18 protein-coding genes and 1 riboswitch are annotated in these 25,623 nt (G+C 71.4%); of the genes, 12 read left to right on the top strand and 6 right to left on the bottom strand.

The genetic code is table 11. The features are described 5' to 3' along the window. Window positions 1-187: 187 nt before the first annotated feature. Complete coding sequence (locus tag ACGFSA_RS09125) at window positions 188-1,798, bottom strand: alpha/beta hydrolase (RefSeq protein WP_393301919.1); 1,611 nt, start codon at window positions 1,796-1,798, stop codon at window positions 188-190. 118 nt (window positions 1,799-1,916) lie between these two features. Continuing rightward, window positions 1,917-4,664, bottom strand: a complete 2,748-nt coding sequence (locus ACGFSA_RS09130) for a lysylphosphatidylglycerol synthase domain-containing protein (protein ID WP_393301922.1) — start codon at window positions 4,662-4,664, stop codon at window positions 1,917-1,919. 236 nt (window positions 4,665-4,900) lie between these two features. Here ACGFSA_RS09130 and ACGFSA_RS09135 point away from each other — a divergent pair, with 236 nt between their 5' ends. Together ACGFSA_RS09135 and ACGFSA_RS09140 are read left to right on the top strand one after the other, a co-directional pair. Further along, window positions 4,901-5,353, top strand: coding sequence for an MGMT family protein (locus ACGFSA_RS09135; RefSeq protein ID WP_393301925.1), 453 nt, complete (start codon window positions 4,901-4,903; stop codon window positions 5,351-5,353). A gap of 208 nt (window positions 5,354-5,561) precedes the next feature. Further along, window positions 5,562-8,963, top strand: coding sequence for an ATP-dependent helicase (locus ACGFSA_RS09140; protein WP_393301928.1), 3,402 nt, complete (start codon window positions 5,562-5,564; stop codon window positions 8,961-8,963). A 132-nt stretch (window positions 8,964-9,095) separates the two neighbouring features. On the opposite strand, the gene ACGFSA_RS09145 is transcribed toward ACGFSA_RS09140, so the two are convergent. After that, the gene (locus tag ACGFSA_RS09145) at window positions 9,096-10,004 is read right to left on the bottom strand and encodes an SAM-dependent methyltransferase (protein ID WP_393301931.1); all 909 of its coding nucleotides are present in this window, start codon (window positions 10,002-10,004) and stop codon (window positions 9,096-9,098) included. A gap of 162 nt (window positions 10,005-10,166) precedes the next feature. Here ACGFSA_RS09145 and ACGFSA_RS09150 point away from each other — a divergent pair, with 162 nt between their 5' ends. From ACGFSA_RS09150 to ACGFSA_RS09165, 4 genes are all read left to right on the top strand, one after another. Continuing rightward, the gene (locus tag ACGFSA_RS09150) at window positions 10,167-13,721 is read left to right on the top strand and encodes an ATP-dependent DNA helicase (RefSeq protein WP_393301934.1); all 3,555 of its coding nucleotides are present in this window, start codon (window positions 10,167-10,169) and stop codon (window positions 13,719-13,721) included. Window positions 13,722-13,731: 10 nt separating this feature from the next. Further along, window positions 13,732-15,126 carry a dipeptidase gene (locus tag ACGFSA_RS09155; RefSeq protein ID WP_393301937.1) on the top strand — a complete coding sequence of 465 codons (1,395 nt, stop codon included), beginning with the start codon at window positions 13,732-13,734 and terminating at the stop codon, window positions 15,124-15,126. 44 nt (window positions 15,127-15,170) lie between these two features. Next, window positions 15,171-16,118 (top strand): NAD(+) diphosphatase, encoded by a 948-nt coding sequence (gene nudC, locus ACGFSA_RS09160; protein ID WP_393301940.1) that lies wholly within the window; start codon window positions 15,171-15,173, stop codon window positions 16,116-16,118. Between the two features lie 99 nt (window positions 16,119-16,217). After that, a riboswitch (ZMP/ZTP riboswitch) is annotated at window positions 16,218-16,315 on the top strand. 39 nt (window positions 16,316-16,354) lie between these two features. After that, complete coding sequence (locus ACGFSA_RS09165; RefSeq protein WP_393301943.1) at window positions 16,355-17,218, top strand: bifunctional 5,10-methylenetetrahydrofolate dehydrogenase/5,10-methenyltetrahydrofolate cyclohydrolase; 864 nt, start codon at window positions 16,355-16,357, stop codon at window positions 17,216-17,218. Window positions 17,219-17,507: 289 nt separating this feature from the next. On the opposite strand, the gene ACGFSA_RS09170 is transcribed toward ACGFSA_RS09165, so the two are convergent. Next, window positions 17,508-17,765: a glutaredoxin domain-containing protein gene (locus tag ACGFSA_RS09170; RefSeq protein WP_366693751.1), complete on the bottom strand. Its 258-nt coding sequence runs from the start codon at window positions 17,763-17,765 to the stop codon at window positions 17,508-17,510. Window positions 17,766-17,897: 132 nt separating this feature from the next. Here ACGFSA_RS09170 and ACGFSA_RS09175 point away from each other — a divergent pair, with 132 nt between their 5' ends. From ACGFSA_RS09175 to ACGFSA_RS09195, 5 genes are all read left to right on the top strand, one after another. Beyond that, window positions 17,898-20,144, top strand: a complete 2,247-nt coding sequence (locus ACGFSA_RS09175; RefSeq protein WP_393301947.1) for an ATP-dependent DNA helicase UvrD2 — start codon at window positions 17,898-17,900, stop codon at window positions 20,142-20,144. 164 nt (window positions 20,145-20,308) lie between these two features. Beyond that, on the top strand, window positions 20,309-20,635 hold the full coding sequence (locus ACGFSA_RS09180) for a hypothetical protein (RefSeq protein ID WP_393301950.1): 327 nt from the start codon (window positions 20,309-20,311) through the stop codon (window positions 20,633-20,635). A 172-nt stretch (window positions 20,636-20,807) separates the two neighbouring features. Next, a complete protein-coding gene (locus ACGFSA_RS09185) occupies window positions 20,808-21,176 on the top strand; it encodes a WhiB family transcriptional regulator (RefSeq protein WP_326738612.1) in 369 nt (122 codons plus the stop codon). A 32-nt stretch (window positions 21,177-21,208) separates the two neighbouring features. Continuing rightward, a complete protein-coding gene (locus tag ACGFSA_RS09190; RefSeq protein WP_266990483.1) occupies window positions 21,209-21,532 on the top strand; it encodes a hypothetical protein in 324 nt (107 codons plus the stop codon). Between the two features lie 166 nt (window positions 21,533-21,698). Then, window positions 21,699-21,896 carry a hypothetical protein gene (locus ACGFSA_RS09195; protein ID WP_393301953.1) on the top strand — a complete coding sequence of 66 codons (198 nt, stop codon included), beginning with the start codon at window positions 21,699-21,701 and terminating at the stop codon, window positions 21,894-21,896. Window positions 21,897-21,969: 73 nt separating this feature from the next. Here the strand turns inward: ACGFSA_RS09195 and ACGFSA_RS09200 are convergent, their stop codons facing one another. Both ACGFSA_RS09200 and ACGFSA_RS09205 read right to left on the bottom strand, forming a co-directional pair. Further along, entirely contained in the window at window positions 21,970-23,430 is a 1,461-nt protein-coding gene (locus tag ACGFSA_RS09200; RefSeq protein ID WP_393301955.1) for an ABC1 kinase family protein, read from the bottom strand. Between the two features lie 41 nt (window positions 23,431-23,471). Beyond that, entirely contained in the window at window positions 23,472-24,617 is a 1,146-nt protein-coding gene (locus ACGFSA_RS09205) for a ThiF family adenylyltransferase (protein WP_393301958.1), read from the bottom strand. A gap of 286 nt (window positions 24,618-24,903) precedes the next feature. On the opposite strand from ACGFSA_RS09205, the gene ACGFSA_RS09210 reads away from it, so the two are divergent. Next, window positions 24,904-25,527, top strand: a complete 624-nt coding sequence (locus ACGFSA_RS09210) for a M48 family metallopeptidase (protein WP_393301961.1) — start codon at window positions 24,904-24,906, stop codon at window positions 25,525-25,527. The last annotated feature ends 96 nt before the right edge of the window (window positions 25,528-25,623 follow it).

Consider the following 25,623-nt stretch of genomic DNA (forward strand, 5'->3'; position numbering starts at 1 on the left):
AAGGGGCGGGTCCGCGTCATGCGGCCGGCCCCTTCTCCGTTCTCTCGGTGTCGCAGTGCCCCTGCTCGTCACGACCGTTGTACTGGTCGGCCAGCTGCAGCAGCAGAAGTACGGTGTGCGGCGGCAGGCCAGGGCCCGTGAGCCCGGCGTGATCCGGAAGGGGCCCCGGGCGCCGCCGCCGACAGCTTCAGCGGCAGACGGTACCGGCTGCCGGGACCGTGCCGTCCAGCAGGTAGCTGACCACCGTCTTCCTCACACAGGCGTTGCCGCTGTTGTACGCGCCGTGCCCCTGGCCCTTGTAGGTCATCTGCACCCCGACGCCCGGGCCCAGCTCTGCCGCCATCGCCTGTGCGCCCTTGTACGGGGTCGCCGGGTCGCCCGTGTTGCCGATGACCAGGATGGGGGCCGCGCCGGGAGCGCTGACGTCCGGGGTCTTCCACGCACCCGCGACCGGCCAGCCGGTGCACTGCAGCAGACCCCAGCCCAGATAGTCGCCGAAGACCGGCGACGCCTTCCGGAACTCCGGAATCAGCGCCCTCGTCCCGTCGACGGTGAACCGCTGCTTCGAGTCCGCGCAGTTGACGGCCGCGTTGGCGGCCGTCGAGTTGTCGTAACGGCCGGTCCGGGAACGGCCGTTCAGCGAGTCGGCGAGGGCCAGGAGCAGCGCGCCGTTCCCGCCGTCCGCCTCGTCGACCCCCTGTTCCAGCAGCGACCAGGTCTCCTTGGAGTAGAGCGAGGCCGCGATTCCGGTGGTGGCCTGGGTCTGCGTCAGCTGCCGGGAGCCGAGCCCCGGGACCGGCTGCTTGTCCAGCCGGTCGAGAAGTTCGGCGATCCCCTGCTCGACCTCCTTCCCGGTGGTACCGGGAAGCTTGCAGGCGGCGCCGCGATCCGCGCAGTTCTGGGTGAAGTTGTCCAGCGCCAGCTGGAAGCCCTTCGCCTGGCCGAGGGAGGACTGCTTGTAGTCCTCGGTCGGGTCGACGACCCCGTCGAGCACCGCCCTGCCGACCTTCTTCGGGAACAAGTGCGCGTAGACGCCGCCCAGTTCGGTGCCGTACGAGATGCCGAAATAGTGCAGCTTGTCGTCGCCGAGCACCTGGCGCATCAGATCCATGTCGCGGGCGGCGTTGGTGGTGCCGACATGGGGGAGTTCGGAGCCGGAGTTCTTCTCGCAGGCCGCGGCGAACTTCTTCTGCTGGTTGAGGAGAACCTGCTCCTCGGCGGCGGTCTCCGGGGTGGCGTCGGTCTGGAAGCGCGCGTCGAGCTGTTGGTCGTTCTCGCACTTCACCCCTTCGCTGCGGCCGACCCCGCGCGGATCGAAGCTCACCAGGTCGTAACGGGTACGGAGGTTGGCGTACGTGGGGCCGAATGCGGGCAGCGTGGCGACGCCGGAGGCGCCGGGGCCGCCGAAGTTGAAGATGAGCGAGCCGATTCGCTTGTTCTGGTTGACGGCCCTGGCGCGGATCAGCGCCAGCGCGATCGTGTCGCCGCCCGGCTTCGCGTAATCGAGCGGGACCTTCATGAAGGAGCACTCCCAGACGGCGCCGCCGGGGAGGGGGGTCGGGGCGGTTCCGCCGCCCTGCGCCGTGGACGGGGCCTTGCAGGTCTTCCACGTCAACCTCTGGGAGGCCAGGTCGGCCGATCCGGATGGGTCGGCGGCGTTCGCCGCGAGCGGAGAGTTCTTCGTACGGTCCGTACCGGTGGCCTCGTTGCCGCTGTTGTCCGAACAGGCGGTGAGGGGCAGCAGAACGGTGGCGGTGGCCGCGAGGGCCGCGGCGCGCAGGGCAGGGGAGGTGCTCATCGCCCCATCGTGCGACGGCGCGCGGGGCGGCGCGCGGGACGCCGGTCCAAGTGGGTGGCCGCACCCGGGTACCGGGTCGACCCGGGGCAGGGGCCGTGGGGGTTCTCCCGGCGGTGGGTCAGAGGGCGCCCTTGCGGGTGAGGTGGTTGAAGCAGAGCCAGCCGGGCAGGACCGGCAGCCACAGGGTCATCAGCCGGAACAGCAGCACGGCGGGCGCCGCGACCTCCTTCGGCAGGCCGACTGCGATCAGTCCCAGCGTCAGCGCGCCCTCGACCGCACCCATACCGCCCGGCGTCGGCGCCGCCGACCCCAGTGCGTTGCCGGCGAGGAAGACCACCGCGATGCTCGCGTAGCTCAGGTGCGGCACGTCGGGACCGCTGAACGCCCGGATCGACGCGTCCAGGCACATCACGAACAGGCCGGTCAGCAGCAGCATGCCTCCGATACCGGTGAACAGCTTCTGCGGGCGCTGCACGACATCGAGCATGCGCGGTACGACCCCGGCGAACAGCGACCGCACGCGCGTCACCACGAACTTCCGCAGGAACGGGATCGCGGTCACCACCAGGACCAGCACCGCGACCGTCAGCAGTCCGGCGATCACCGTCCTGGACGGGGCGAGCGACGACGGGGTCTTCTCGGTCCCGGTCAGGTATCCGAACGCGGCCAGCAGCAGGATGTGGCAGCCGAGCCCGAACAGCTGGGAGGCGCCGACACTCGCTACGGCGAGCCCTGGTCGTACCCCGGAACGCTGCAGGAACCGCGTGTTCAGCGCCACACCGCCGACCGCGGGCGGCGCGACGATCTTCACGAACGAACCGGCCACCTGCGCCAGCACGGTCCTGCCGAACGGCACCCGCTCCGGTACGAACCCCAGCAGGCTCATCGCCGCCGCGATGTAACTGAGCGCCGAAAACCCGAGCGCCGCCGCCACCCAGCCCCACTCCGCCTGATCGACGACCGCGCCGAAGTCGGCCTCCGTGAACTGCGAGATCAGGAAGTACGCGGCGATCGCACCGGCGATGAAGCTGAGCAGCGTGCGCGGCTTGATCCGCTCCAGCCGGACCGGCTCCACGGGCGCCTGCGGCCGGATCAGCAGCACCTGGCGGCGGATCTGGGTCAGCAGATCCTCCTCCCGGGCCTCGTCCAGGGCGTCGTCCATCGCCCGCTTCTTCGCGCGCTTCTCCGCCTGCTTCTCATTGCGGAGCGCCTTGCGGTCGGCAGGGACCGACGCCTGTGCCTCCTGGGCCTTGGCGAGCTTTGCCGCGTCCGACGCCGCGATCACCGCCTCGCGCTCGCGCTGCGACCGCTCACGGGCCAGCCTGCGCAGTGCCGCCCGGGTGGAGCGGCTGAGGGCGATCGGCTGGAGCAGCGGCAGGCAGTTTGCCACGGCATCGGGGCCGAGGACCTCGAGCGCCGCCGCGACGGCCCGCTCGGCCCCCACCCGCAGACCGGTGGTGGTGAGCAGCTGCGCGATGTCCATCCGCAGCACCAGATCACCGGCCGCGATCTCACCGCCGCGCAGATCGGTCACGAACACCGTGCCGGAACGATCCACCAGGATCGCGTCGCCGGTGAGCCTGCGGTGCGCGATCCGCCGGGACTGGAGCGCCTTCACCTGCCGCCAGGCGCCGCGCACCAGGTCGTCGGTGATCTCCACGTCCTCCAGCGCATCGAGGGAGCGCCCGCCGATGTGCTCGTACACCAGCATCACGGCGTCGGGACCGAGCTCCGAGGTGGCGATCAGCTTGGGGGCGTTGGCTCCGGCGGCGATCGCCGCGTACGCGAGGAGCGCCTCCTGCTCCAGCGCCTGGCGCAGCGACTGGAGGGACCGGCGCTGGGTGATGCCGCGCAGGGTGAGTCTGCGCCACACCCGGTAGAAGAAGCCCTGCGCCTGCTGTTCCCGGTCGACGACCGTCACATCCAGCGGTGGACCGTCCTCCAGGGAAACCAGATAGCGGCGGCCCCGGTCGCTCGGGTCGCCTGAGTCGGGGGTGTCCTCGGCGCGCATCGCGGTGACCGGGCGGAAGCCGACGTGACGCAGACCGGCCATCAGATGCTGACCGGTCGGCCGGACGTTCGGCGAGCCGACCGTGTACAGCGTGCCGTACGCGACGGTCCAGCCGATCAGCACGGTGAGGATGATCGAGAACGGGGTCGTGTAGCCGCCCACCAGCATGGCGAAGGCGTCGAGCAGCAGCACCACCCACAGCACGACCCGCCAGCGCGGCCGTCTCGCCATCCCGACCGCCGTCATGTAGGCGATCACGGGTGCGAGATAGCCGTGTACGGGATCGGTGAGCGCGGCACCGGGCTGAGGCTGGGTGAGGGCGTCCTGAATGGTGCCGGGGGCGGATTTGGCGACCCAGAGGTCGGTGGCGAGCGTCACCCCGTGCGCGAGGACGGCGGCGAGGACACCGTCCGCGATCCGCAGCCCGTCGCGTTTGATGAGCCGCTCGATGGCGAAGGCGACGGGCACCAGCAGCACCGCGATGCTGGAGACCAGGCCGGCGAGCTTGATCAGAACGTCGGGTGCCTGGTCCGTGCCCTTGTTGATGTCGTTTTCGAGACCGGTGGTCGTGCCGTGGGCGAACGCGGCGAAGGAGAACAGGACGACGATCGCCAGGACACCGACGAGGAGACGCATCAGGTCGGAGGGGCGGTGCACCCGGGCGGGGAGCAGCGGCTCGTCACCGGAGACCCGGTCGGCCTGTTCGGCCTCGGCGACGGTCGAGAGGGTGGAGCCGACCAGACGGTGCGGGGCGGATTCCCGCTCCTCGCGCTTCTGCGTCGGCCGCTGCTGCTCCCGCTGCTCTTCCGGGCGCCGCTCGGCGTCAGAGGCGTCGGCCGCCTTCGGTGGCTGCACGCCCTGCTCCTTCGTCGCCTCTGATGGGTCTTCGTGGTCTCGTATCACCGGTCACCGCCCGCATGATGGTGGCACGGCCTGGAGACAGAGGGGGGTATCAGGGTGCACTGCACGGTCGCGCGATGCGCAAGATACGCCCCTTTGCTCTCGGGTGCACACTCAGTGAATGCACGCCTACGCGCCCCTCGGCCGTGCACCGGGCCGGACTGTCGGTGGCATACGGCACCATGGGCCGGATGAGCCAACACCGGACGAGCGGCGACGGGGCGAGGGGCGACCGGGCGCCCGACGCGTCGCCGGAGTACGACGCACTGCCGGAGTACGCGGAGCGCGTGCTCGACGTCGCCGACCTGATCCCGTCCGGCCGCGTCATGACGTACGGCGATGTCGCGGAGTGGCTGGGTGAGGGCGGCCCGCGCCAGGTCGGCCGGGTCATGGCGCTGTACGGCGCCGCGGCGCCGTGGTGGCGGGTGGTGCGGGCCGACGGGGCGCTGCTGCCCGGTCACGAGCTGCGGGCGCTGGACCACTACCGCGAGGAGAGCACCCCGCTGCGCGAGGCCTCGCGCAGCGCTGAGGGCCACCTGCCGCGCCTCGACATGAAGCGCGCACGGTGGGACGGCGTGACCGGTGGGGACGGGGGCACCGACCGGGACGAGGACCAGGACGGGGTCGGGAGAGCTCACACCTGACAGCTTCCGCCATTCGGCCCCATGACGGGCGCAGCCGGGCCCGTTCGATGGGTGAGAAAACCTGCGTGACCTGCCGTGCGAAGCGGAACGTGACGTTCGACGCAGTGAACCCGCCGCATCCCACGCCCCCGCTGGCGTAGCGTCGACAGTTCGCGGCAGGCACCCTCGCTCCCCACCACCAGCACACCCCCCAGGACCGGCGATCCACGTGAGCTCCTCCTCCTTCACCCGGCACAGTCCGCACCGTCAGGCACAGCAGGGGGTCCCCCCACGCCCGCAGGGGCGTAGGGGGAGGACCACGGGCGCGTACCGACTGGTGCGTACCCGGCCGGGTTCCGTGGACCCCCCTGTTCTGGACGCAGCGCAACAGACGGTGGTTGACCATCCCGGCGGCCCGCTGCTGGTCCTCGCCGGACCGGGCACCGGCAAGACGACCACGCTCGTCGAAGCGGTCGCCGCCCGCGTCGCCAGGGGCGGCGACCCGGCCCGCATCCTGGTCCTCACGTTCAGCCGCAAGGCGGCGGTGGAGCTGCGTGACCGGATGGCCGCCCGGCTCGGTGCCGCCCGCGGCCCGCAGGCCACCACGTTCCACTCCTTCTGCTACGCACTGGTCCGCGCCCATCAGGACGCCGACCTCTTCGCCGACCCGCTGCGGCTGCTCTCCGGACCCGAGCAGGACGTCACCGTCCGCGATCTCCTGGCCGGCCAGCTCGAACTGGAGCGGGAGGGCGTCGCGCACATCCGCTGGCCCGACGAGCTGCGGGCCTGCCTGACCACGCGTGGCTTCGCCGACGAGGTACGCGCGGTGCTCGCCCGCAGCCGCGAGCTGGGCCTCGGCCCGGATGCCCTCGCCGACTTCGCGCGCCGCACCGGCCGCCCGGACTGGGGCGCGGCCGCCGCGTTCCTCGCCGAGTACCTGGACGTGCTCGACGCGCAGGGGGTGCTGGACTACGCGGAGCTGGTCCACCGGGCGGTGCTCCTCGCCGAGCGCCCCGAGGTTTCGGCGGCGCTGGCCGGGGCGTACGACGCGGTGTTCGTCGACGAGTACCAGGACACGGACCCGGCGCAGGTGCGGCTGCTGCACGCGTTGGCGGGCAACCGCGGCAGAGCGCCGGGGGCCGGCGGCGGCCGGGACCTGATCGCGTTCGGTGACCCGGACCAGTCGATCTACACGTTCCGGGGCGCCGACGTGAACGGCATCCTCGACTTCCCGGAGACGTTCCGGCGGGCGGACGGCGGCCCGGCCCCGGTCGGCGTCCTCACCACGTCGCGCCGCTCCGGCGCACAGCTGCTGGCCGCCACCCGGCTGCTCACCCGCCGGATGCCGCTGACCCGGCTGCCGTCGGCGAAGGTCCGCGCCCACCGGGAACTCGCCGCGGTACGCGAGGGCGGGCACGTCGAGACGTACACCTACCCGACCGCCTCCACCGAGCTGGACAACATCGCCGACCTGCTGCGCCGCGCCCACTTGGAGGACGGCGTGCCATGGAACGAGATGGCGGTGCTGGTACGTGCCGGGGGCCGCACGATCCCCGCGGTGCGCCGCGCCCTGACATCGGCGGGTGTGCCCCTGGAGGTCGACGGCGACGACCTCCCGCTGCGCCACGAACCCGCTGTGGCCCCGCTCCTCACCGCCCTCCGCACGGTCGCCACGGCCGCGCTGCACCGCACGACGGCTGCAGAGCCGACGGCCCCGGACGACGGCGCCGCCCCCGCGTCCGAGGAGCCCACCGCCTCCTGGCTCGACACCGAGACCGCCCTCACCCTCCTCACCTCCCCCCTCGGCTCCATGGACGCCGCCGATCTGCGCCGGCTCGGCCGGGCGCTGCGCGACGAGGAGCGAGCCGCCGGGAACCGGGTACCACCGCCCTCCGGCGAGCTGCTGGCCCGCGTGCTCGCCGAACCCGAACGCCTCGTCGCACACGACCCCGCGTACGCCCGCGGTGCCCAGCGCCTCGGCGCGCTGCTGCGCAAGGCACGCGAACTCCTCGAAGGCGGCGGCACCGCCGAAGAGGCCCTGTGGGAGCTGTGGGCGGGCACCCCCTGGCCGGGGCGGCTCGAACGCACCGCGCTGCGCGGCGGCGCGGGCGGCCGCAACGCCGACCGCGATCTCGACGCCGTCTGCGCGCTCTTCGACACCGCGGCCCGCGCCGAGGAACGCACCGGCGGCCGCGGCGCGCTCAACTTCCTCGAAGAGATCGACGCCCAGGACATCGCCGCCGACACCCTCTCCAAGCGGGTCGGACGCCCCGACGCCGTACGGCTGATGACCGCGCACCGCTCGAAGGGCCTGGAGTGGCGGCTGGTCGTCGTCGCCGGAGTGCAGGAGGGGCTCTGGCCGGACCTGCGCCGCCGCGGCTCGCTGCTCGAAGCCGACCGGATCGGCCGCGACGGCCTCGCCGAACCGCTCACCCCGGGCGCCCTCCTCGCCGAGGAACGACGCCTCTTCTACGTGGCGGCGACCCGCGCACGGGAACGGCTGATCGTCACCGCGGTGAAGGCCCCCGCCGACGACGGCGACCAGCCGTCCCGCTTCCTCACCGAGCTGGGCATCGAACCGCGCGACGTCACCGGACGCCCGCGCCGCCCGCTCGCCGTCGCCGCGCTCGTCGCCGAGTTGCGCGCCACCACCGTCGACCCCGATGCCTCCGACGCCCTGCGCGACGAGGCTGCCCACCGGCTGGCCCGGCTGGCCGCGCTCACGGACGACGAGGGGCAGCCGCTCGTGCCGTCGGCCCATCCGTACCGCTGGTGGGGGCTGTACGAGCCGACCCGCTCGGCCGTCCCGCTCCGCGACCGGGACCACCCCGTGGCGCTCTCCGGCAGCGCACTCGACCAACTGGCCAACACCTGCGCCCTGCAGTGGTTCCTCGGCCGCGAGGTGAAGGCGGACGCCCCGGCGACGGCCGCGCAGGGCTTCGGTAACGTCGTGCACGTACTCGCCGACGAGGTCGCCTCCGGCCGTACCCCCGCCGACCTGGCGGTCCTGATGGAGCGCCTCGACTCGGTCTGGGACGGGCTGGTCTTCGACGCCCCCTGGAAGTCGCAGCAGGAGAAGGGACAGGCGAGGGTCGCCCTCGAACGCTTTCTGCGCTGGCATGTCATGGACCGCACCGGCCGCACCTCCGCCGCGAGCGAGCACGACTTCGACGTGACGCTCGAAGCGGGGGAGTACGAGGTACGGATCCGCGGCTCCATGGACCGCGTCGAACGGGACGCCGACGGCCGTGCGTACGTCGTCGACTTCAAGACCGGCAAGCAGTCCCCGACGAAGGACGAGGTCGCCCGCCATCCCCAGCTCGCCGTGTACCAGCTGGCCGTCCGGGAGGGGGCGGTCGACGAGATCTTCGACGGCCACCGCCCCGCCCCCGGTGGGGCCGAACTCGTCCAGCTGCGGCAGCCGGCCCCGAAGAAGGAGGGCGGCGACGCCCTTCCCAAGGTGCAGGCCCAGGAACCGCCCACCACCGAGTGGGTCTCCGACCTGCTGGCCACGGCCGCGGGCCGGGTCCTGGACGAACGCTTCACACCCACGACCGGCCAGCACTGCACCCACTGCACGTTCCGGGCCTCGTGCAGCGCTCAGTCCGAGGGCCGCCACATCCTGGAGTGAGTGTTCCGGCGCGGTCGGCGGTGAGGGCCGGCGGCGGGCACGGGGTCTGTACGACAGTGGGGCACGGCTTGCGCGCCACCCGTGACTACGACAGTGGTTCACGGGTGGCGCGTCGCCGTGACCACGACAGGGTTACGGCTTGCGCGCCACCGCGACGTAGATGTTGATGTCCTCATCGGTCGCCTCGCCGATGCTCACGTACCGGATCCGCTCCAGGTCGTCGAGGCGCTCCAGATACTCCGGCTCCGGCAGCGGGGCCTCGGTCGCGTCGGCCGCGTGATCGGGACGCCAGCGGCGGGACGGGACGATGCCGGGCTCCAGCTGCTCAAGTCCGTTGTCCGTCAGGAACCGCTCGATCGCGGTGCGTGGGCGCAGCACGAAGGAGAACCCCCGCTTCCGGAACGTCTCCGCGACCTTGTTGATCGGCACCGGGTTCATGTCAGCGCTGAGGTGGCTCAGGACGAGGTAGCTGCCGGACGGCAGGGCGTCGACAAGGCGCTCGACGATTCCGTATGCCTCGTCGTCCTCGATGAAGTGCAGGATCGCGGCGAGGACGAGTGCCACCGGCCGGTCGAAGTCGAGGGTCCGCCGGGCGGCTTCGAGGATCTTGGCCGGGTCGCGGAGATCGGCCTCGACGTAGTCGGTCCGGCCCGCGGCGCCGCTGGTGAGCAGGGCCTGTGCGTGGACGAGGACGATCGGGTCGTTGTCCACGTAGACCACCCGTGACTCCGGGGCGATGGCCTGGGCGATCTGGTGCACGTTCTGTTGGGTCGGCAGCCCGGTGCCGATGTCCAGGAACTGGCGGATGCCCGCCTCGACGGCCAGCGCGGTCACGGCCCGACGGATGAAGTCCCGGTTGTGCCGGACATCGAGATGGCCCCGCGGATTGGCCTTGCTCGCCATGGCGGCGGCCTCGCGGTCGGCCGGGTAGTTGTCCTTGCCTCCGAGAAAAACGTCATACACCCGGGACGGATGCGCCTTCGTCGTATCGATGCGCTTCCTGAGCTCGGCGGAGTCAGGGGCGGGTGCGTCGGTGCTCATATGACCGTCCTCGTAAGGCTGTTGAAGCGTATGGGATGCGCATCCGATGTGATCGGCTGTGATCGACTTCAACCTAGACCGGGGGGCCGGGCGCGGGCGAGGCACTTCCCGGCCTCCTTGTGACTCCGCCCGGTGTCGGTGTGCCCGGTTAGCCTCTCTGGGGTGTCCTCACGAATCACCGACCCCGAGCAGCTCAAGGAGCTCCTCGGGATCCCTTTCACTCCGGAGCAGACGGCCTGCATCACCGCGCCGCCGGCCCCGCAGGTGATCGTTGCCGGAGCCGGTTCGGGGAAGACCACGGTGATGGCGGCGCGCGTGGTGTGGCTGGTGGGGACGGGACAGGTAGCCCCCGAGCAAGTCCTCGGACTCACCTTCACCAACAAGGCGGCGGGGGAGCTCGCCGAGCGCGTTCGCAAGGCCCTGATCGCGGCCGGTGTCACCGATCCGGACGCCATCGACCCGGACAACCCCCCGGGCGAGCCCAGCATCTCCACGTACCACGCGTTCGCCGGCCGGCTCCTCACCGAGCACGGGCTGCGCATCGGACTCGAACCCACCACCCGCCTCCTCGCCGATGCCACCCGCTACCAGCTCGCCGCCCGCGTGCTGCGCGAGGCACCCGGCCCGTATCCGGCCCTGACCAGGTCGTTCCCCACCCTGGTCAGCGATCTGCTGGCCCTCGACGCCGAGCTGGCCGAGCATCTCGTACAGCCCGAACAGCTCGCGGCATACGACACCGACCTGCTGCGCACGCTCGAATCCGCCCGGCTCACCAACGCCGAACTGCGCAAGATCCCCGAGACCGCCGAAGCCCGCCGGGAACTGCTGCAGCTGACCCGGCGCTACCGCGAGGCCAAGAAGAGCCGTGACCTCCTCGACTTCGGCGACCAGATCGCGCTCTCCGCCGAGCTGGCCCTCACCCGCCCCGAGGTCGGCGCGATCCTGCGGGACGAATTCCGGGTCGTGCTCCTCGACGAGTACCAGGACACCTCCGTCGCCCAGCGGCTGCTGCTCTCCGCCCTGTTCGGCCGCGGCCCCGACAGCACCGCGTCCGGGCACGCCGTCACTGCCGTCGGCGACCCCTGCCAGGCGATCTACGGCTGGCGCGGCGCCTCCGTCGCCAACCTCGACGACTTCCCGCACCACTTCCCGCACGCCGACGGCGCCCCCGCCACCCGGTACTCCCTCAGCGAGAACCGCCGCAGCGGCGGCCGCCTGCTGCACCTCGCCAACGGGCTCGCCGAGCCGCTGCGCGCCATGCACGAGGGCGTCGAAGCGCTGCGCCCCGCCCCGGGCGCCGAACGCGACGGCATCGTCCGCTGCGCCCTGCTGCGCACCCACACCGAAGAGATCGACTGGCTCGCCGACTCGATCGCCCATCTCGTACGGACCGGGAAGGAACCCGGCGAGATCGCCGTGCTGTGCCGCACGGCGGGCGACTTCCCGGAGATCCAGGCCGCGCTCGTCGCCCGCGACATCCCCGTCGAGGTCGTCGGCCTCTCGGGGCTGCTGCACCTGCCCGAGGTCGCCGACCTCGTCGCAGTCTGCGAAGTCCTCCAGGACCCCGGCGCCAACGCCTCCCTGGTCCGGCTGCTCACCGGGCCCCGCTGGCGGATCGGCCCCCGCGACCTGGCCCTCCTCGGCCGCCGTGCCCGCCTCCTCGTCCACCGCGCGGCTCATGCGGACGACGACGACTTCGATCCCGACCGCCGGCTCGCCGAGGCGGTCGAAGGCATCGACCCGGCCGAGGTGATCTCGCTCGCCGATGCCCTCGACACCTTCCTCGAATCGAGCGGTACGCAGGACGACGGGCTGCCGTTCTCCGCCGAGGCACGCGTCCGCTTCGCCCGCCTCGCCACCGAACTGCGCGAGCTGCGCCGCTCGCTGGCCGACCCGCTCATGGACGTTCTGCACCGGGTCCTCTCCACGACCGGTCTCGAAGTCGAGCTCTCCGCGTCGCCGCACGCGCTGGCCGCCCGCCGCCGCGAGACCCTCGCCAACTTCCTGGACGTCGCGGCCCGCTTCGCCGCAGTCGACGGCGAGGCCACGCTGCTGGCCTTCCTCGGCTTCCTGCGCACGGCCGTCCAGTACGAGAAGGGCCTGGACAACGCACTGCCCGGCGGCGAGAACACCGTCAAGGTCCTCACCGCCCACAAGTCCAAGGGCCTGGAGTGGGACGTCGTCGCCGTGCCCGGCCTGGTCACCGGACAGTTCCCCAGCGTCCGGTCCCGTGACGCCTGGACCTCCCAGTCCAAGGTCCTTCCGCACGCCCTGCGCGGCGACGCACCCACCCTGCCCGTCATCCACTCCTGGGACGCCAAGGGGCTGGGGGGCTTCAAGGAGGAGATGAAGGAGCACCAGCACACCGAGGAACTCCGGCTCGGCTACGTCACCTTCACCCGGCCGCGCAGCCTGCTGCTCGGCTCCGGCCATTGGTGGGGGCCGTCCCAGAAGAAGCCACGCGGCCCGTCGGACTTCCTGCGGGCGCTGTACGAGCACTGCGCGGCCGGACACGGCGAGATCGAGGCATGGGCGGACGAGCCGGCCGAGGACGAGGAGAACCCGGCCCTCGCGGAGGCGGCCGCCGACCACGCCTGGCCGCTCCCGCTGGACGACACGGCGCTGGCCCGCCGCCGGGCGGCCGCGGAGACGGTGCTGGCCCACCTGGAGACACTGACGGGGGAGTCGGCGGCGGGTGCGGCGCCGGGGGCATACCCCGTGGCACCGGAGGACCGGCGGTATGCCGATGACGAGCCGTACCCGGATGGCGAGGCGTACCCGGATGGCGAGCCGTACCCGCACGGCGAGGCGTACCCGCACGGCGAGGCGTACCCGGACGGTGAGGCGTACCCCGACGAGGCCGCGGACTGGGACTCCCTGTCGGGTGAACCTCCCGCGGACCCCGCCCCCACGTCATCGGCCCATCGGATCCCCGCCCCCCGTGTCCCCGCCGCCCGCACCCCCTCACGGCTCACCCCGGAGGAGACCCGCACCCTCGCCTCCTGGGACCGGGACCTCGATGCGCTCGCCGGTGAGCTGCGCCGCGCCCGCGCCACCGTGCGCGAGGTCCTCGTGCCCGCCTCGCTCTCCGCCACGCAGCTGCTGAGGCTCGCAGACGACCCCGACGGCTTCGCCCAGGAACTGGCCCGACCCATGCCGCGGCCGCCTGCGCCCGCGGCCCGCCGGGGCACCAGGTTCCACGCCTGGGTGGAGGCCCGCTTCGAGGAGCTGCCGCTGCCCATACTCGGCCCCGACGAGCTGCCCGGCGGCGACGGGAGCGACACCGACATCACGGACGAGGCCGACCTCGCCGCGCTCAAGGAGGCCTTCGAGCGCACCCCGTACGCCCACCGCACCCCGTACCGCGTCGAGACACCGTTCCAGATCACGCTCGCGGGCCGCGTGGTCAGGGGCCGGATCGACGCCGTGTACCGCACGGAAGGTGCGGACGGGGTCACCTACGAGATCGTCGACTGGAAGACGACCCGCCACACCCCCCACGGCCACGAAGACACCTCGGCCGTCCGCACGGCCGACCCGCTGCAGCTGGCCGTCTACCGCCTCGCCTGGGCCGAACTGCACGACGTACCGCTCGACTCCGTCACCACCACGTTCCTTTTCGTCCGCACCGGAGAGGCCGTCCACCCCACCGATCTCCCCGGCCGGGCCGAGCTCGAACAAATCCTGTGGGACGAGCCACCTCCCGCAGGCCGATAGGCTCAAGGCCATGAGCGACACCCCGGACAGCGCCGTCCGTACGTATATCGAACAGCACCGCACAGCCTTCCTCGACGACCTTGCCGAGTGGCTGCGCATCCCCTCCGTATCCGCCCAGCCGGAGCACGAGGGAGACGTACGGCGCAGCGCCGAGTGGCTGTCCGCCAAGCTCAAGGAGACCGGCTTCCCGGTCGCGGAGGTCTGGGAGACGCCGGGCGCGCCCGCCGTCTTCGCCGAGTGGCCCTCCGAGGACCCGGACGCCCCGACCGTCCTCGTCTACGGCCACCACGACGTGCAGCCCGCCGCCCCGGAGGACGGCTGGGACACCGACCCGTTCGAACCGGTGATCCGGGACGGCCGGATGTACGGACGCGGCGCCGCCGACGACAAGGGCCAGGTGTTCTTCCACACCCTCGGCGTCCGGGCCCACCTCGTCGCCACCGGCCGCACCACCCCCGCCGTCCACCTCAAGCTCCTCGTCGAGGGCGAGGAGGAGTCCGGCTCCCCCCACTTCCGCGCCCTGGTCGAGCAGCAGGCCGCGCGCCTCGCCGCCGACGCCGTGATCGTCTCCGACACCGGCATGTGGGACGAGACGACCCCGACGGTCTGCACCGGCATGCGCGGTCTCGCAGAGTGCGAGATCGAGCTCCACGGCCCCGAGCAGGACATCCACTCCGGATCGTTCGGCGGCGGCGTCCCCAACCCCGCGACCGCCGTGGCCCGCCTCGTCGCCGCGCTGCACGACGCGGACGGCCGGGTCGCGATCCCCGGTTTCTACGACGGCGTGACGGAACTCACCGACATCGAGCGCGCCCTCTTCGCCGAACTCCCCTTCGACGAGGCCGGCTGGCTGCGTACCGCCAAGTCGCAGGCCGCGACGGGCGAGGCCGACTACTCCACGCTGGAGCGCATCTGGGCGCGCCCCACCGCCGAGGTCAACGGCATCGGTGGCGGCTACCAGGGCGCCGGGAGCAAGACCATCATTCCGTCCTCCGCCCTCGTGAAGATCAGCTTCCGGCTGGTCGCGGGCCAGGACCCCGACCACGTCCAACAGGCCGTCCGGGCCTGGGCGCAGGCGCAGTTGCCGGCCGGTATCCGACACCGGATCACCTTCGCCCCCGCCACCCGCCCGTGCCTGACCCCGCTGGACCACCCCGCCCTGCAGGCCGTGGCCCGCGCCATGGGACGGGCCTTCGGCCAGAAGATCCTCTTCACCCGCGAAGGAGGCTCGGGGCCCGCCGCCGACCTGCAGGACGTGCTCGGCGCCCCCGTCCTCTTCCTGGGCATCTCCGTACCGTCCGACGGCTGGCACGCCCCCAACGAGAAGGTGGAGCTGGACCTCCTGCTCAAGGGCGTGCAGACGACCGCCCACCTCTGGGGTGAACTGTCCGCCGCACTCGGCTGAATCCTCTGAACACCCGATCCGTCCCGGGGGAGTAGGAAGCACCTGTGAGCACCTTCGACAACGCCACCACAGACCGGCCCATCAGTCTCACCGCGCCCAGCGGTATCGACCGCGCCGCGCACCACCGCCTCGACGAGGCCTGGCTCTCCGCCGCCTGGAGCCACCCGACCACCCGGGTCTTCGTGGTCTCCGGCGGGCAGGTGCTGATCGACGACACCGCAGACGGCGGCACGGAGATCGTCATGACCCCGGCCTTCGAGGCCCCGGTCACCGAGACCCACCGCTACTTCCTCGGCACCGACGAGGACGGCGTCAGCTACTTCGCGCTCCAGAAGGACTCGCTGCCCGGCCGCATGGACCAGCCGGCCCGCCCGGCCGGGCTGCGCGAGGCCGGACTGCTCCTCGGCCCGCGCGACGCGGGGCTGATGGCGCACGCGGTGGCGCTGGAGAACTGGCAGCGGATGCACCGCTTCTGCTCCCGCTGCGGCGAACGCACCGTCATCGCGGCGGCCGGCCATATCCGCCGCTGCCAGGCCTGCGGCGCCGAGCACTACCCGCGCACCGACCCGGCGGTGATCATGCTGGTGACGGACGACCAGGACCGCGCCCTGCTGGGCCGTCAGGTGCACTGGCCGGAGGGCAGGTTCTCGACGCTCGCGGGCTTCGTCGAGCCCGGGGAGTCGATCGAGCAGTCCGTCGCCCGCGAGGTGTTCGAGGAGGCGGGGGTCACGGTCGGTGAGGTCGAGTACATCGCCAGCCAGCCCTGGCCCTTCCCGTCCAGCCTGATGCTGGGCTTCATGGCGCGGGCCACGTCGTCGGAGATCGACGTCGACGGCGAGGAGATCGAGGAGGCGCGCTGGTTCTCCCGCGAGGACCTGACGGCGGCCTTCGAATCGGGCGAGATCCTGCCCCCGTTCGGTATCTCGATCGCGGCCCGTCTGATCGAGCTCTGGTACGGCAAGCCGCTCCCGAAGCCGGGCAGCGTCGGCTGACACACGGTGCGGGGCGGGCGACGGGGCACGCACGGCCGGGCCGTCCGCCCACCACTGCCGCCCGGTTCCTCCCCCCAGGGCGCTCTGTCCGTTAATCTGGCCCTGGGCCGTGACTGGCGCTGAGGTGGAGCACCACCGGGGAGCGGTCCGACGGAAACACTCGACAACCGTCGATGCCGTGCGCCTGGGCGATTCATCGTGATCCTCGTGATCCTTGTGACGCTCAGGAGTGAAGCGTGGCCCAGACACAGACAGCCCGTCCGATGGACGGCACCGCCCTCGCCCGCCGCATCATCGAGACCAGCGCCGCGACGGCGGCGGAACTCCGGCTGCGCACCGGGAAGGCACCCTGCCTGGCGACCGTTCTGGTCGGCGACGACCCGGCGTCCGTGACCTACGTCCGGATGAAGCGCCGCCGCTGCGAAAGCACGGGCATCGCGTCACGGCACGTGGCCCTTCCCGCCACCTCCACCACACAGGACGTGGTCGACGCGGTCACCGCACTGTCGAACGACCCCGATGTGCATGGCATCCTGCTGCAGCATCCCGTGGGTCCCCACATCGACGAGCGCGCCGCTTTCGAAGCCATCCACCCGGCCAAGGACGTCGACGGGGTCACCATGCACTCGTTCGCGGCGATGAGTTTCGGCCTTCCCGGCTTCGTCTCCTGCACACCCGGCGGCATCATGCGCCTGCTCGACGAGTACGAGGTCGACCTCGCGGGAAAGCACGCGGTCGTCGTGGGCCGCAGCGCCATCCTCGGCAAGCCCGCCGGCATGCTGCTGCTCGGCCGGGACGCCACCGTGACGTACTGTCACTCACGGACGGCCGACCTCCCGTCGATCGTGCAGCAGGCGGACGTGCTGTTGGCCGCGGTCGGCAAGCCGCGCTTCATCGCCGGTGCGGACATCAAGCCGGGTGCGGTGGTGCTCGACGCCGGATACAACGACGGCAACGTCGGCGATGTCGACTTCGAGACCGCGGCCGAGCGGGCACGGCTGATCACCCCGGTCCCGGGCGGCGTCGGACCGATGACCATCGCGGTCCTTCTCGAACAGACAGTGGCTGCGGCCGCCCTGCAGCTCGGGGCCGCGGCGTGAGCTGACGCCCGCTTGCCCGGCACGGAAACGCCTGACGGCTCGCGGGCACGGAAACGCCCGCCGCCTTCCGGCGGACCGGAAGGCGGCGGGCGTGTCTGCAGGCGCGTCGGTGCGGGCGTTCCGCTGCCGCGAGGCGTGGGAATCGCTCGCTCAGTGTGCCCGAAGCAGACGTTCTGGGCCGATGATCTCTACCCGTGGCTCGCATCGACCCTGCTGGGAGAGATCGGGCGCCCGACCCCCATGGAGTCGACCACGACGATCGACGACAGCCGAGCGGCCAGGCTTGCCGTCAGACCGCGAGGGCCTGCTTCACCTGGGCCAGGCTCGGGTTCGTCATGACGATGTTCTCGCCACCGTTGGGGGGAACCACCAGCACGGTCGGGACGGTCTGGTTGCCCCCGTTGGCCTTCTCGACGAAGGCCGCGGACGCCGGGTCCTGCTCGATGTTGATCTCGTTGTACGTGATGCCCTCGCGGTCCATCTGGCCCTTGAGCCGACGGCAGTAGCCGCACCACGTGGTGCTGTACATCGTCACAGTGCCCGGCATGTTTTCGCGCTCCTCTGTCTTGTTCGTCTCACTCACGACTCGCGGAAAAGCCGCCATGCGCATCCCCGCAGGGAGTGGAACGTACGTGACCTGGTCACCATTCCCACCGCCGACTCCGCATTAGTACGACGGATGCCGCTCCCCTGTGGACAACTTCCGCGTCCGCCTCTCCCGACCTGGCAGCATGGCGGGGTGACAGCAGCAACGCATTCCTCTCTTTTCCCGCAGGTCCCCGAGTCGGCGGACGCCGTGCTCGACGGGCTGGACCCCGAGCAGCGCGAGGTCGCCCTGGCCCTGCACGGCCCGGTGTGCGTGCTGGCCGGAGCCGGTACGGGCAAGACGCGAGCGATCACGCACCGCATCGCGTACGGGGTGCGCGCCGGAATACTCCAGCCGACCAGTGTGCTGGCCGTCACGTTCACCAACCGGGCCGCGGGCGAGATGCGGGGCCGGCTCCGCCAGCTCGGCGCAGCCGGGGTGCAGGCGCGGACCTTCCACTCCGCCGCCCTGCGCCAGCTCCAGTACTTCTGGCCGAAAGCAGTCGGTGGCGAGCTGCCGAGGCTGGTTGAGCGCAAGGTCCAGCTGGTCGCCGAGGCCGCCGCCCGCTGCCGCATCCGGCTCGACCGCAACGAGCTGCGGGACGTCACCAGCGAGATCGAGTGGGCGAAGGTCACCCAGACCGTGCCCGCCGACTATCCGGCCGTGGTCGCCAAGTCCCAGCGCGACGCCCCGCGCGACACCGCCGAGATCTCCCAGATCTATGCGATGTACGAGCAGCTGAAGCGCGACCGCTCGGTGATCGACTTCGAGGACGTGCTGCTCCTCACCGTCGCCATCCTCCAGGACCGTCACGACATCGCCGACCATGTCCGCCGCCAGTACCAGCACTTCGTGGTCGACGAGTACCAGGACGTCAGCCCGCTCCAGCAGCGCCTGCTCGACCTCTGGCTGGGCGACCGGGACAACCTGTGCGTCGTCGGGGACGCGAGCCAGACGATCTACTCCTTCACCGGGGCCACCCCCGAGCACCTGCTGAACTTCCGCACCCGCCACCCGAACGCGACCGTGGTCAAGCTGGTCAGGGACTACCGCTCCACGCCCCAGGTGGTCCACCTGGCCAACGGCCTGCTCGGCCAGGCCCGTGGCCGCGCCGCCGAGCACCGGCTCGAACTCGTCTCGCAGCGGGAGAAGGGTCCCGAGCCGGCCTACACGGAGTACGGGGACGAGCTCGCGGAGGCGGAGGGCACCGCCCGCCGGATCCGCGAGCTGATCGCCGTCGGCGTCCCGGCCGGGGAGATCGCCGTGCTCTACCGGGTCAACTCCCAGTCCGAGGTCTACGAGCAGGCCCTCTCCGGCGCGGGCGTGCCCTACCAGCTGCGCGGCGCGGAGCGCTTCTTCGAGCGCGCGGAGGTGCGGGAAGCGGGCGTCGCCCTGCGCGGCGCGGCGCGCGCCGGGGGGAACGACTCCTTGCTCGACGACGCGGAGGGGCTGCCCTCCCAGGTGCGGGCCGTGCTCTCCACCAAGGGGTGGACCACGGAGCCGCCCGCGGGCTCCGGCGCGATGCGCGACCGCTGGGAGTCCCTCGCCGCGCTGGTCCGGCTGGCCGAGGACCTCGAACAGGCCAAGCCGGGTGCGACGCTCTCCGATCTGGTGGCGGAGCTGGACGAGCGGGCTGCCGCCCAGCACGCTCCGGCGGTTCAGGGAGTCACGCTGGCCTCGCTGCACTCGGCGAAGGGCCTGGAGTGGGACGCCGTGTTCCTGGTCGGGCTGACCGAGGGCATGATGCCGATCACGTACGCCAGGACGGATGAGCAGATCGAGGAGGAGCGCCGCCTGCTGTACGTCGGTGTCACCCGGGCGCGCTTCCATCTCTCGCTGTCATGGTCGCTGTCCCGGTCGCCGGGCAGCCGCGGCGGGCGGCACCCGAGCCGCTTCCTGAACGGAGTGCGTCCCGGCTCGGCGGCGCTCGGCGGGCGTGGCACGGTCGGCGGCGGAGGCATCGAGCGCCCCGCGGTGATCAAGCGCAGGCGTCGTGGCCCCGCGCTGTGCCGGGTCTGCGGCAAGACACTCACCGACGCCGGCGAGATGAAGCTGATGCGCTGTGAGGACTGCCCCTCAGACATGGACGAGGCGCTGTACGAGCGGCTGCGCGACTGGCGGGCGGACCGGGCGAAGGAGATCGGCCAGCCCGCCTACTGCGTGTTCACCGACAAGACGCTGATGGCGATCGCGGAGGCGGTGCCGGACAGCGAGGGCGAACTGGCGGGAATCGCCGGGGTCGGTGTCCGCAAGATGGACCGGTTCGGAGCCGCCGTGCTGGCCATCTGTGCAGGTGAGGACCCGGTCGAGAGGCTTGGAGGAGACGATGGCGAGGTGTGAGAAAAACTCGTCGAAAAAATAGTTTGCGCCCGCCCCAGTCATCACCATAGGTTCTTAACCACGGGAACAGCGACTTCTCTGAAGCCCTGGTCCTGTGCTGTACTTATCCGAATACGCAGGACCGGCCCGCCGGTCCACCGAGACGCCGAGAGGAGGCGATTGTCGTGATCAGCATTATCGAGACCAACAAAATGACCGATCTGTCGGTCGTCTCCGCCTGCTCGCTCGGCCTCGCCTGCTCTTCGGAATTTTCGCTTCGTGGCACCGGTCTGTCCGGCGTTTCCGCCGTCAGCCCGCTGTCCCTGGCGAGCCTCCCCGTGCGGGAGCGCAATGAGCGACCGACCCAGGCATCGACGGCAGCAGTAGCGAAGGGACAGGCCAAGGCGGCCTATGCCTTTGCGGCAGTCGGTGCCGGAGCCGAACAGCAGACGACGCACCACCACATGATGTGGGCCTTCCGTGGGCCTGAACCCTGGAGTGATCCAGCCTGATCCATCATCAGGCCGGCGCCTTCAGGGCCGCGGAACCCCACTCGGGATCCGCGGCCCTTTTGTTTTGTCCCAACGGACGACACAGCGAGAAGGCGCCTCGGGACAAGCAGTACCCGGTACCAGCAGCCACCCGGCCGACCGGCCGGAACAACCAGACGAGGACACCACCACCGTGCAACTCGAAGCGCACGCCCCGTCCGTACCGCCTTCCGAAACGATCTCCCCGCCCGGCCTCACGGAGGACTCCACCTTGATCCCCCTCACTGCGCTCACCGCGCTCGACGACGCCATCGAGAACCTCGGCGTGCCCGTCCCCTGCCGTTCCTACGACCCGGAGGTCTTCTTCGCCGAGTCGCCGGCCGATGTCGAGTACGCCAAGTCGCTCTGCCGCACCTGCCCGCTCGTCGAGGCCTGCCTCGCCGGCGCCAAGGAGCGCCGCGAGCCGTGGGGTGTCTGGGGTGGCGAGCTCTTCATCCAGGGCGTCGTCGTCGCTCGCAAGCGGCCGCGTGGCCGTCCGCGCAAGAACCCGGTCGCGGCGTGACCGCCGGCCTGGGAGCCACGGCTCCCAAACCCATGAAGCGCATCGGAACCATCGACCGTCCCCGGACCCACGACCCTCGAAATCAGGCACCAATGACCGTCCCCACGAATGAGCCCATCGGCTCCGCGACACCGAACGTCACGATCATCGGCGCGAACGACTCGCGCCAGAACAGGACCCGAGAGATGCAACTCATCCCAGAAGCCCTGGCACGTGCGCATATGCACGACCGCCTGAGGGAAGCCGACGCGGAGCGCCGGGCCGTGCGCCTGGTCACCGCTCGGCGGATGCAGCGCCGGGCGGAGCGCGCTTCGATGCGCGCCCGCCGTGCGCTGGCCATGGCGGTCATGCACTAGCCAGGCCGGAAACCGCAGCACCCGCTGCCGGGCGCCGCTCCGCCCGGCAGCAGCCAATACCCCCCTTGTCAGTACCCCTTCCGCGGGGCCGGTCCGAACGGACCGGCCCCGCGGTCGTGCTGTGTGGTGCCGTGCCGCGCAGCGGGGACGGAGTTATCGTCACGGGGTGGAGACTCATCACCCCGCCCAGCCGGGTGCCGAGATCGTGGTGTGTGCCCTGTGCGGCACCACCGCCGACAGCGCGTACGCTCCGTCGACCTGGATCTGCTCCGTGGAGAACGGCAGACGCCAGTACTTCTGCGACGACTGCGCCCGCACTCACATCAGGGCGATCGAGGGCCGCCTCGATTCGGCCTGGTGGTGACCTGCCCCCTGGGCGCCGCGGCCCGTGCCGGGGCCGGGGCCGGCGGAGACGGTCCTTGACACTGTGCCGGATCCTAGGCCGGCCGGTCGTCGAGCAGCTCGTCCTCGGTCAGCTCCTGGCCGGTCAGTTCCTGATCCGGGAACTCCAGATCCCGGCTCTGCTGATCGGGCAGGTCCTCGATGGGTAGGAACCCCGGGACCCAGGACTCCAGTTCGTCCCGCAGCCGCACCGTCGCACCCAGCTGGCACAGCACCCCGATCGTGCTCAGCGTCACCCGGTGTATCAGCAGATAGGCGGGCGGCAGATTCAGCTGCTTGCCCAGCTGGTGGGCGGGGGAGCGGGGATCCGCTATCCGGGCCGCCTGATTGCGCATCCAGCTCCGGGTGAAGGTGAACTCCTCCATCTGCGCCGGCTCGATGATGGGCAGGAGGTAGTTGAGTACCTCATCCGGGTCGAGGTCGATGGATTCCTTGACGAAGCCCTCCTCGCGCAACAGTTCGTACACTGCCTCCGCGTCACCCTCCAGAGTCAGCCGCAACGAGTCCCCGATGGGCTGAGGCAGGCCGCCCGGCAGCCGGTCCACCGTGCCGAAGTCCAGCACCCCGAGCCGCCATGGCCCGCTCCCACCACCTTCCGCCTCCCCGTCCACTTCCCCGCCCCCGGGCAGGAGCCGGAAGTTGCCGGGGTGCGGGTCGGCGTGCAGCAGATTCGTGCGCGCCGGACCCGAGAAGAGGAATCGCGCCAGCAGCTGACCTGCCCGGTCCCGCTGTTCCTGGGTGCCCTCCGCGATCACCTCGGACAGCGGGACGCCGTCGATCCACTCCGTCACCAGCACCTGGTCGGACTGGTGCACCACACCGGGAACCACCACATCGGGGTCGTTCGCGAACTCCTCGGCGTGTTCCCGCTGCGACTGCGCCTCCAGTTCGTAGTCCAGCTCCTCCGACACCCGGTCACGCAGCTCCGCGATGAGCGGCTTGATATCCATTCCGGGGATCAGCGGGCCGAGCAGCCGGGCGAAGCGGCTGAGTTGGGTCAGGTCCGAGAGCAGGGCCTCCCCGGCGCCCGGATACTGCACCTTCACGGCGACGGCCCGCCCGTCGTGCCAGACCGCCCGGTGTACCTGCCCGATCGACGCGGCGGCCGACGGCTTGTCGTCGAATTCGAGGAACAGCTCCCGCCAGTCCTCACCGAGCCGCTCCGTGAGCACCGCGTGGACGGTGCGGGTCGGCATGGGGGGAGCGGCTTCCTGCAGTTTGGTGAGCGCCGCCCGATACGGCCCGGCGACGTCCTCGGGCAGCGCCGACTCCAAGACGGACAGGGCCTGACCGAGCTTCATGGCACCCCCCTTCAGCTCGCCCAGCGTGCGGAACAGTTGGTCCGCCGTGCGCTGCTGGAGCTCACGGGCCACTATCTCCGCGGACCTGCCGCCGATCCGCTTGCCCAGCCCCCACGTGGCACGGCCGGCGAAGCCGAGTGGCAGTGCGGCCAACTTGGCTGTACGGGTGACCGCTTTCCGGGGAAGATCAGACATACGCCCCTCCAAATCCCAGACTGCCGTGCCGCATGCGGCGGCTACCCGGCCATTGTGTCCTGCGCCGCGCCGAGCCCGGAGATGCGCTCCCTCCCAGTGTGCCCACTCGCCCCGCAGGAACAGTCGAGGTGTGGCCCGATCCGCTCCGACCGCCAGTCCAACAGCGGCAGGGCGGCCTCGCATCTGGCTCCCGTGCCGGCGGGCAGTTCTCCATCGAGAAACGCCAGCGCCTGGGCCGCCGCGAGGCCGGCCACCGCTGTCGCCAGCCCCAGGTCGCACGCCTGCACGGCGGCGCGCCGCCCGGACCGCCACTGCGCAAGCATCCGCGGCCACTGCGGATCCCGATCCGTGCGGTGCAGGTCCAGGCATCCCGCGCAGGCCGTACCGCCGGGCAGTACCAGCGGACCGACCACGCCGGTGGCCTCGATCACCCCGGCATAGAGATGAGGAGTGCCCGAAGCGATCCATGGCTCGGCTGCACGCGGATCGGGGGCGTACGCCGCGAGACCGTCCCGCGGAGCGACCACGACCAGGGACAGCCCAGGACCACCACGCGACGGGGAGCGGTCCGGACCCGTCGACCGGGGGGCGGGACCGACCGCGGATCGTCGCACCAACTGCCGGGCGGCGGTGTCCCTGCGCTCACCGACCGCAGTGGCCGGAAGCCCGCCGGGTGCGACGTCCGACTGCTCGGTGATCCCACCGTCCAGGACTTCGATCAGGCCCACACCGGACCCGGACAGCACCGCCGCGATTGCCGCCCCGACCCGGCCGGAGCCCCGCACCTGGACCCGCATCGCGCGGCGGGCCGCCAGCCGCCGCAGTCCGCCCCCGGGTTCGGAGTGCACGACCGAGAGCGACGCGAGGTCGGGGCGCTGCCGCTCCAGTACGTCGGCCCGGTTCCGTAACGCATCGGCTTCCGGCCCGCCCGCCCGGACATCGTCGATCAGTCCAGCTTCCGCCAATCGCGCCATCAGGACGTCCACTTGATGGTCCGACAGGTCCAGTGCCCTGGCTTCCTCGCGCAGCAGCGGCAGGCCGCGCGTCCCGTCGAGCAGTTCCAGGAAACTGCGCGTGGCGATATCCATCGGCCCCACCTTCACCGCATGAGCGGGCGTCACCCCGAATTGCACGGTGTTCGTTCCACGCCACGCTCGGCGCAGTGCGGGTTTCAACATCGGATGCATGGCTTCCCCCTGGCCCGTGTTCGTTCTGCTGCTGTCGCTGTTCCGTGCGATCTCTGTGCGATCTCTGTGAGATCTCCGTGCGGTCCGGAGTGATCTGCGTGCGCCGGCCGCGGACCGGAGCATCGCGAGATCCGTTGCCAGAATGCAGGCTGGCGCCGAAGCGTGCAGAAAGTTATCCACAGGCATGGGGTATTAGTCGTTCAAATGGTGCATGCCATGGAACGGATCATGCACGAACCCTCCCGGAGGCGGGACTTCCCGCACTGACAGCGGGTACCGTCGGGGCGTGCCCGCCGACCCGTCACCCGGCTTCGCCGGGGAGACCCCCGCGCGCAGCGCCAAAGACCATCAGCGCAGCGCGGCCAGCCATCCGCCCCGCGCCTCGGTGACGAGCGCGGTCGAGGTCCGCAGGAGCACCCGCCGTAGCAGAACGGTCTCCGCGTACCGGGAGGGCGACCGCACCATCGTGCTGATCCCCGCCAGGATGTCGGAGGCGGAGGAGCAGCGCTGGGTGACCGTGATGCTTGACAAACTCGCGGCCCAGGAGCGCAAGCGCATCCTCGGCGACAGCGAACTCGCCGAGCGGGCCGAGCGGTTGTCCGCCCAGTATTTCGCGGGCCGGGCCAGGCCCGCCTCGGTGCGGTGGGTGACCAACCAGAACACCCGATGGGGGTCCTGCACCCCGGCGGAGGGCAGCATCCGTCTGTCGCACCGTCTGCAGGGTATGCCGGAGTACGTCGTCGACTACGTGCTCGTCCACGAGCTGGCGCATCTGCTGGTTCCCGGTCACGGTCCGCGGTTCTGGCGGCTGCTGGAGGCGTATCCGCGTACCGAGCGGGCCCGCGGTTACCTCGAAGGAGTGGTGGCGGCGGACCGGCTGCCTCATCTGCCTGCCGCGCGTGGTGAGTGACGTTCAGCGATTCTGCACCGGGTGTGTACCGACTTAGCTCGATGCCGGAGTTTGCGGTTAGCCTGGCGCGACGCATTCACATTCGGGATGGGGGAC

The organism is Streptomyces sp. NPDC048496, from assembly GCF_043200055.1.
In the GTDB taxonomy this organism is placed as follows: Bacteria; Actinomycetota; Actinomycetes; order Streptomycetales; family Streptomycetaceae; genus Streptomyces.